The organism is Zhongshania sp. (genome assembly GCF_041623545.1).
GTDB lineage: Bacteria > Pseudomonadota > Gammaproteobacteria > Pseudomonadales > Spongiibacteraceae > Spongiibacter.
In genome coordinates this window covers 1-5,790 of sequence record NZ_JBFJWS010000202.1, presented here as the reverse complement: position 1 = coordinate 5,790, position 5,790 = coordinate 1, and the positions used below count along the sequence as shown (strand labels likewise).

The window sequence follows — 5,790 nt, the reverse complement described above, 5'->3', positions numbered from 1 at the left end:
GAGATCTATTCAATGGTTAAAATTGCGGTTACCCCAGAAGTGAACGCAATATCAACGCTGCTGATGCTGGTCACGCTGATACTGATCACTGCACTATCGAAAATTTCGCCGGCGGCTTTGCGGCAATAACCCCCACCCTTCGAGAAGGACGCTATCGTGAAAAAGTTACTTTGCTGTTTTGTGCTGTGCCTTTCGCAATTTGCCTTGGCTGATAAAGCCTTACACTTGTTCAATTGGAACGACTATATTGCCGAAGATACCGTCACGCGCTTTGAAGCGCTGTGCGGCTGCAAAGTGGTGCAAGATTATTTCTCAGCCACCGAAGAAATGATGGCTAAATTGCTGGCCGGAGGCGGTGACTACGACGTGGTCATTCCCACCCAAAACGCTGTTGAAGCGCTGGCCAAACAGGGCTTCTTGATGCCACTGGATAAATCCAAACTTAGCAATATTGGCAATAGCGCTGCCGGCTATATGAACAAGGCCTACGACCCCGGCAATATTTACTCGCTACCCTATGCCTTTACCACAACGCTGGTTGGCTACAATGAAAACAAAATCACCGAGCTGGGTATCGACCCCGCCGACTGGTCCATTATTTTTGATCCCGCGGTATTGGCCAAAATTAAAGGCAAGGTTACGGTAATGGATGACGCCGAAGAATTATTCGGCGCGGCCCTCAAATACCTCGGCTACTCCATTAATGACAACAATGAAAAACACCTCAAAGAAGCCCAAGCGGTCATACTGAAAGCCAAACCCTACTGGGCAGCGTTTAACTCCTCGAGCTATATTAAAGAGCTTACTGTTGGCAATATTTGGGTTGCCCACGGCTACTCCAGCGATATGTTCCAAGCCCGCGCTGATGCCTTAGAGGCCGGACGCAATTTCAAAATTAACTTTGTGCTACCCAAGCAGGGCGCAGTATTAGCATTAGACAATATGGTCATTCCCAAAAAAGCCCGCAATCCCGAATTGGCCCATATGTTTATCAACTTTATGATGGACCCGCAGAATGCGGCGGAACTGACCACCATTGTGGGTACCGGCAACCCCAATGCGGCAGCAACCCCCTTTATTGACGAGGATATCCTCAACATCACCGCCATTTTCCCAACCCCAGAGCTCCAAGCGAAACTGGAAACCGTTGGTGCCCGCAATGCGAAAGAACGCCGCTTAACCAACAAACTGTGGACCGAGATCAAGGTTCGCTAAATCCCCCAAAGGGCTTTGCAAACCAACTCAGCTGTTCTACTATTTTAAGCGGTGCCATTGCGCCGCTTAAAATAAACCGTAGCTGTACTCATCAACCAAAGGGAATTTGCTGATGAAAACCTCTCTACGCCGCTGGTCGGCTAAACTCGTATTCTTAAGCAGTCTGCTAATAATCTCTTTTTCTGGCCACGCCCTAGACGTGAATACCGCCAGCGCCGAAGAGTTACAAAACCTTAAAGGCATTGGGGAAAGCCGCGCCGCGGCGATCATTCAATACCGCAGAGAACACGGCCCCTTCCAAAGCGCCGAAGACCTGCTCAAGGTTCCCGGCATCGGCAGCAGCATTATCTCTGCCAATGGCGACGAACTGGAATTTACCCAGCAAGATCAGCATTAGTTCGGCAACTTTGCCCTAAACACCCGCGGCGCCATGCCGTGGGTGTTTATACACGTACCGAATTCCTGTAGCATTCTGCGCCAGAACCATTGCCCCCGCTCCGATGCTAATCAGCATCTCAGCCGCCGACATTGATTAAGGCCTTTCATGCAAACCTTAAAGATTACCCGCCCCGACGACTGGCACATCCACCTGCGCGATGGCGAGGTATTAAGCCATACCGTAGCCGATGCCAGCCGCTACTTTGGCCGCGTTATTGTGATGCCCAATTTGACGCCGCCCGTGCGCAATTTGGCCGAAGCCAATGCCTACCGGCAGCGCATTGTGCAAGCATTGCCAAGCACAGGTCACCAATTGACACCACTGATGGTACTCTACCTCACTGACAAGACCACGCCAGCTGATATCGCCGCGGCGGCGGCCTCGGACACGGTTTTTGCCGCCAAGCTCTACCCCGCTGGCGCCACCACCAACTCAGACTCCGGCGTCACCAACATCGAAAATCTCTACCCCGTGCTAGCGGCAATGGAGAAACACGGTCTACCATTATTGGTTCACGGTGAAGTGACCGACGCCGATATTGATATTTTTGACCGCGAAGCCCGCTTTATTGACCGCCACCTAACGCCTATCGCCGCAAATTTTCCAGCACTGAAAATGGTGCTGGAACACATCACCACTGCCGATGCCGCGCAGTTTGTAAGTGCAGCCAGCGACAATATCGCCGCCACCATTACCGCCCACCACCTGCTGTACAACCGCAATCACATGCTCGCCGGTGGTATTCGCCCGCACTACTACTGCCTGCCCATACTTAAGCGCAACACTCACCAGCAAGCCTTAATCAGCGCCGCGACCTCAGGTAGTCCCAAATTTTTCCTCGGCACCGATTCTGCGCCCCACGCAAAAAATCGTAAAGAAACCAGTTGTGGCTGCGCAGGCTGTTATACTGCCTACGCAGCCATCGAGATGTACGCCGAAGCCTTTGAGGCCGCTGGCGCCCTCGACAAACTCGAAGCCTTCGCCAGCTTTTACGGAGCCGACTTTTACGGCCTGCCCCGCAATAGCGACAGTATTACCTTAATCAAACAATCGTGGACCGCCCCGGAACAGCTCCCGCTCGGCAGCGATATTATTTATCCTCTGCGCGGTGGCGAGCAACTCCACTGGCAGATAGGCTGAGACCGACATGGACTTTTGTGATGAAAAATCAATGATCTCCCAACGGTTTCGCGGCTTTTTACCGGTGGTTATCGACGTTGAAACCGGCGGCTTTAACTGCCAAACCGACGCGGTATTGGAAATCGCCGCTACCTTTCTGCGCATGGACGACTCCGGCCAACTTGAGCCCGATGACACCGTCAGCTACAACGTGGAACCTTTTGAAGGCGCAAATCTCGAGCCCGCCGCCCTTGAATTTACCGGCATCGACCCCCATAACCCTTTACGGCAGGCACAAAAAGAAGTGACTGTCATGGGCGAATTGATGAAACGAATTCGCCAGCAGGTAAAAGCGAGTGGGTGCACCCGCGCGGTGCTAGTTGGGCATAATGCGCACTTTGATCTTGGCTTTGTATTAGCCGCTATCGAGCGCAGCAGCATTAAACGCAACCCCTTCCACCCTTTTTCGGTGATGGATACGGCCAGCCTTTCAGGGCTAGCTTATGGCCATACTGTGCTCGCCAGAGCCTGTCAGCTAGCGGACATCGACTTCGACAATAACGAAGCCCACAGCGCCGCCTACGATGCACTAAAGACTGCTGAATTATTTTGTCAGATCGTCAATCGCTGGCAACAGCTTGGCGGCTGGCGTTGGTCTTGATCTTGCTTTTGAATATTTAAAAGCAGATCGCGGCGGAGAATACCCGCCTTAATACAGTCACAATTTAACCACGTAAACCAACTCTCAGGAGAGAATCCAATGGCTTTTGAATTACCTGCACTGCCCTATGCGAAAGACGCACTACAACCGCATATCTCTGCAGAAACCCTCGATTTTCACCACGGCAAGCACCACAACGCCTATGTCACTAAACTCAACGAGCTACTTCCTGGCAGCGAGTTTGAAGGCAAAACTTTGGAAGAGATCATCAAAGCCTCTAGCGGCGTGATGTTTAACCAAGCCGCCCAGGTTTGGAACCACACCTTTTACTGGAACAGCCTCAGCCCCAACGGCGGCGGCGCACCAACCGGTGATTTGGCAGCGGCCATCGACAAAGCCTTCGGTTCATTTGATGCATTCAAAACTGCATTCAACGCCAAAGCAGTCGGCAACTTCGGCTCAGGTTGGACTTGGCTTGTTAAAAACAGCGACGGCAGCCTAGAAATCGTTAACACTGACGATGCCGACACCCCAATCGCCCGCGAAGGTCAAACGCCGCTGATCACTGCCGATGTATGGGAACACGCCTACTACATCGACTACCGCAATGCCCGTCCTAAGTATCTGGAAGAAGGTTTCTGGAACTTGGTAAACTGGGAATTTGCAGCTAAAAACTTCGCATAAGACGCGAAGTTTAGTCTGGGGTCAGAAGTCGGACGTCGGACGAAAAAAAGCCCGGTACGTATAACGCACCGGGCTTTTTTGTTTTAACATCTGACGTCCGACTTCAGACGTCAGACCTGCCTCATTACAACTTATCTGAATTCTCTGACAAGTAAGCAGCAACGCCGTCTGGCGAGGCATTCATGCCTTTGTCGCCTTTATTCCAGCCAGCTGGGCAAACTTCGCCGTGCTCTTCGTGGAATTGCAGGGCTTCAACCAAACGTACCAGCTCGTCAATGTTACGACCCAGTGGCAGATCGTTGATCAGCTGCGAGCGTACCTGGCCTTCTTTGTCGATCAGGAAAGCACCGCGGAAAGCAACGCCGCCTTCAGCTTCAACGTCGTAGGCACGGCAGATGTCGTGACGAACGTCGGCAGCCATAGTGTATGTTACAGGACCAATGCCGCCGTCTTTAATAGCGGTGTTGCGCCATGCGTTGTGAGTGAACTGTGAATCGATAGAAACACTGATGACTTCTACACCCAGCTCACGGAATTTGTCCATGCGGTGATCAAGTGCAATCAATTCAGAAGGACATACAAACGTGAAATCCAGTGGGTAGAAGAACAATAAGGCGTATTTGCCTTTCGTTGCTTCGCTCAATGTGAATGTGTCAACAATCTCGCCATTACCCAATACAGCTGCACACGTAAAATCTGGAGCTGGCTTACCTACTAAAACACCCATGTTTATAAACCTCCGGTTTTATCTTTAGTTTAATTTTATAGCCGCAAAAGCCACTATAAACGCATTATTCAGGCGGGTAATCATACACCCGCCCCCCGATCTATCCCATTGATTTTTCTAATCGCGATAATAGCTAATCGCTATCATCTAATAAACCCACATACAATTGACAAGCATTCTCATTTGCATTATCGTTGCCATTCAATAAAGTGCTGACCGAGATCGAATCCAGTATGTACGTTTGTCTTTGCAAAGGAATTACCGATAAGCATATTCGCGATAGCGTTGATGCCGGTGCAGGCAGCTTCCGCGAAGTTCGCCGCCAGCTCGACTTGGCCAGCCAGTGCGGCAAGTGCGGCATTGTCGCTAGAGAGATTTACGACAGCTACTTAAATAGCTACGACGAAAGCCTCTGTTACGCGGCCGCCTAAGTTCCTTTTCATAAAACATACCCCCACTGCCGCAAACATTACACAGCCTAGTAATGTCAGACTCCAGCACCTAAACCATGGATACCTGCCTACGCAGGCATGACTACCCTGTAATTCTAGGGAATTTATTTGGTCGTCGCTCCTGCGGAGGCAGGAGCCCATCCCTGCAACGGCGCTAACACTCAACTCGAGCACTTAATCCTAAAAGCACGCGCTAGTTACCGATCTACATCGGTATGACGGCGGTTAAGCCGGCTCCTAACTTTTGCGCACCACTCCCATTAAGGCCGAGCTCTGTCTATGTAAGGAACACCAAATTGCATTTGTGGCTCCGCTCTCCCCCTCAATCGTTTCAACTTGAATACTCGCTGCACCCAGTCCACACTTAGCAAAACCACCCACCATGTAAAGGATTAAACCCATGAAAGGTGACAGCAAAGTCATTGCCTTCCTCAACAAAGCCCTCGGCAACGAACTCATCGCAATAAACCAGTACTTTTTGCACTCGCGTATG

General features: G+C 51.1%; 7 protein-coding genes and 1 pseudogene. 7 read left to right on the top strand and 1 reads right to left on the bottom strand.

Features of this window, described 5'->3' with window-relative positions; all coding sequences use genetic code 11:
- Positions 1–156: 156 nt before the first annotated feature.
- The 5 genes from ABYT30_RS14440 (at position 157) to ABYT30_RS14420 (ending at position 4,118) form a co-directional block, all read left to right on the top strand.
- Positions 157–1,215 carry a spermidine/putrescine ABC transporter substrate-binding protein gene (locus tag ABYT30_RS14440; RefSeq protein ID WP_373097217.1) on the top strand — a complete coding sequence of 353 codons (1,059 nt, stop codon included), beginning with the start codon at positions 157–159 and terminating at the stop codon, positions 1,213–1,215.
- 112 nt (positions 1,216–1,327) lie between these two features.
- A complete protein-coding gene (locus ABYT30_RS14435) occupies positions 1,328–1,612 on the top strand; it encodes a ComEA family DNA-binding protein (protein ID WP_373082369.1) in 285 nt (94 codons plus the stop codon).
- Between the two features lie 147 nt (positions 1,613–1,759).
- Positions 1,760–2,794, top strand: a complete 1,035-nt coding sequence (pyrC, locus tag ABYT30_RS14430) for a dihydroorotase (RefSeq protein ID WP_373082371.1) — start codon at positions 1,760–1,762, stop codon at positions 2,792–2,794.
- Between the two features lie 7 nt (positions 2,795–2,801).
- Positions 2,802–3,434 carry a ribonuclease T gene (gene rnt, locus ABYT30_RS14425; protein WP_008251877.1) on the top strand — a complete coding sequence of 211 codons (633 nt, stop codon included), beginning with the start codon at positions 2,802–2,804 and terminating at the stop codon, positions 3,432–3,434.
- A 99-nt stretch (positions 3,435–3,533) separates the two neighbouring features.
- Positions 3,534–4,118, top strand: a complete 585-nt coding sequence (locus tag ABYT30_RS14420) for a superoxide dismutase (RefSeq protein WP_373082373.1) — start codon at positions 3,534–3,536, stop codon at positions 4,116–4,118.
- Between the two features lie 124 nt (positions 4,119–4,242).
- Here ABYT30_RS14420 and ABYT30_RS14415 read toward each other — a convergent pair whose 3' ends face one another.
- Positions 4,243–4,845, bottom strand: coding sequence for a peroxiredoxin (locus ABYT30_RS14415; RefSeq protein ID WP_373082374.1), 603 nt, complete (start codon positions 4,843–4,845; stop codon positions 4,243–4,245).
- A 233-nt stretch (positions 4,846–5,078) separates the two neighbouring features.
- Between ABYT30_RS14415 and ABYT30_RS14410 the strand changes: the two genes are divergently transcribed.
- Positions 5,079–5,276 (top strand): bacterioferritin-associated ferredoxin, encoded by a 198-nt coding sequence (locus ABYT30_RS14410; RefSeq protein WP_184463491.1) that lies wholly within the window; start codon positions 5,079–5,081, stop codon positions 5,274–5,276.
- A 421-nt stretch (positions 5,277–5,697) separates the two neighbouring features.
- Positions 5,698–5,790 (top strand): annotated as a pseudogene (locus ABYT30_RS14405) (bacterioferritin); the annotation flags it as partial.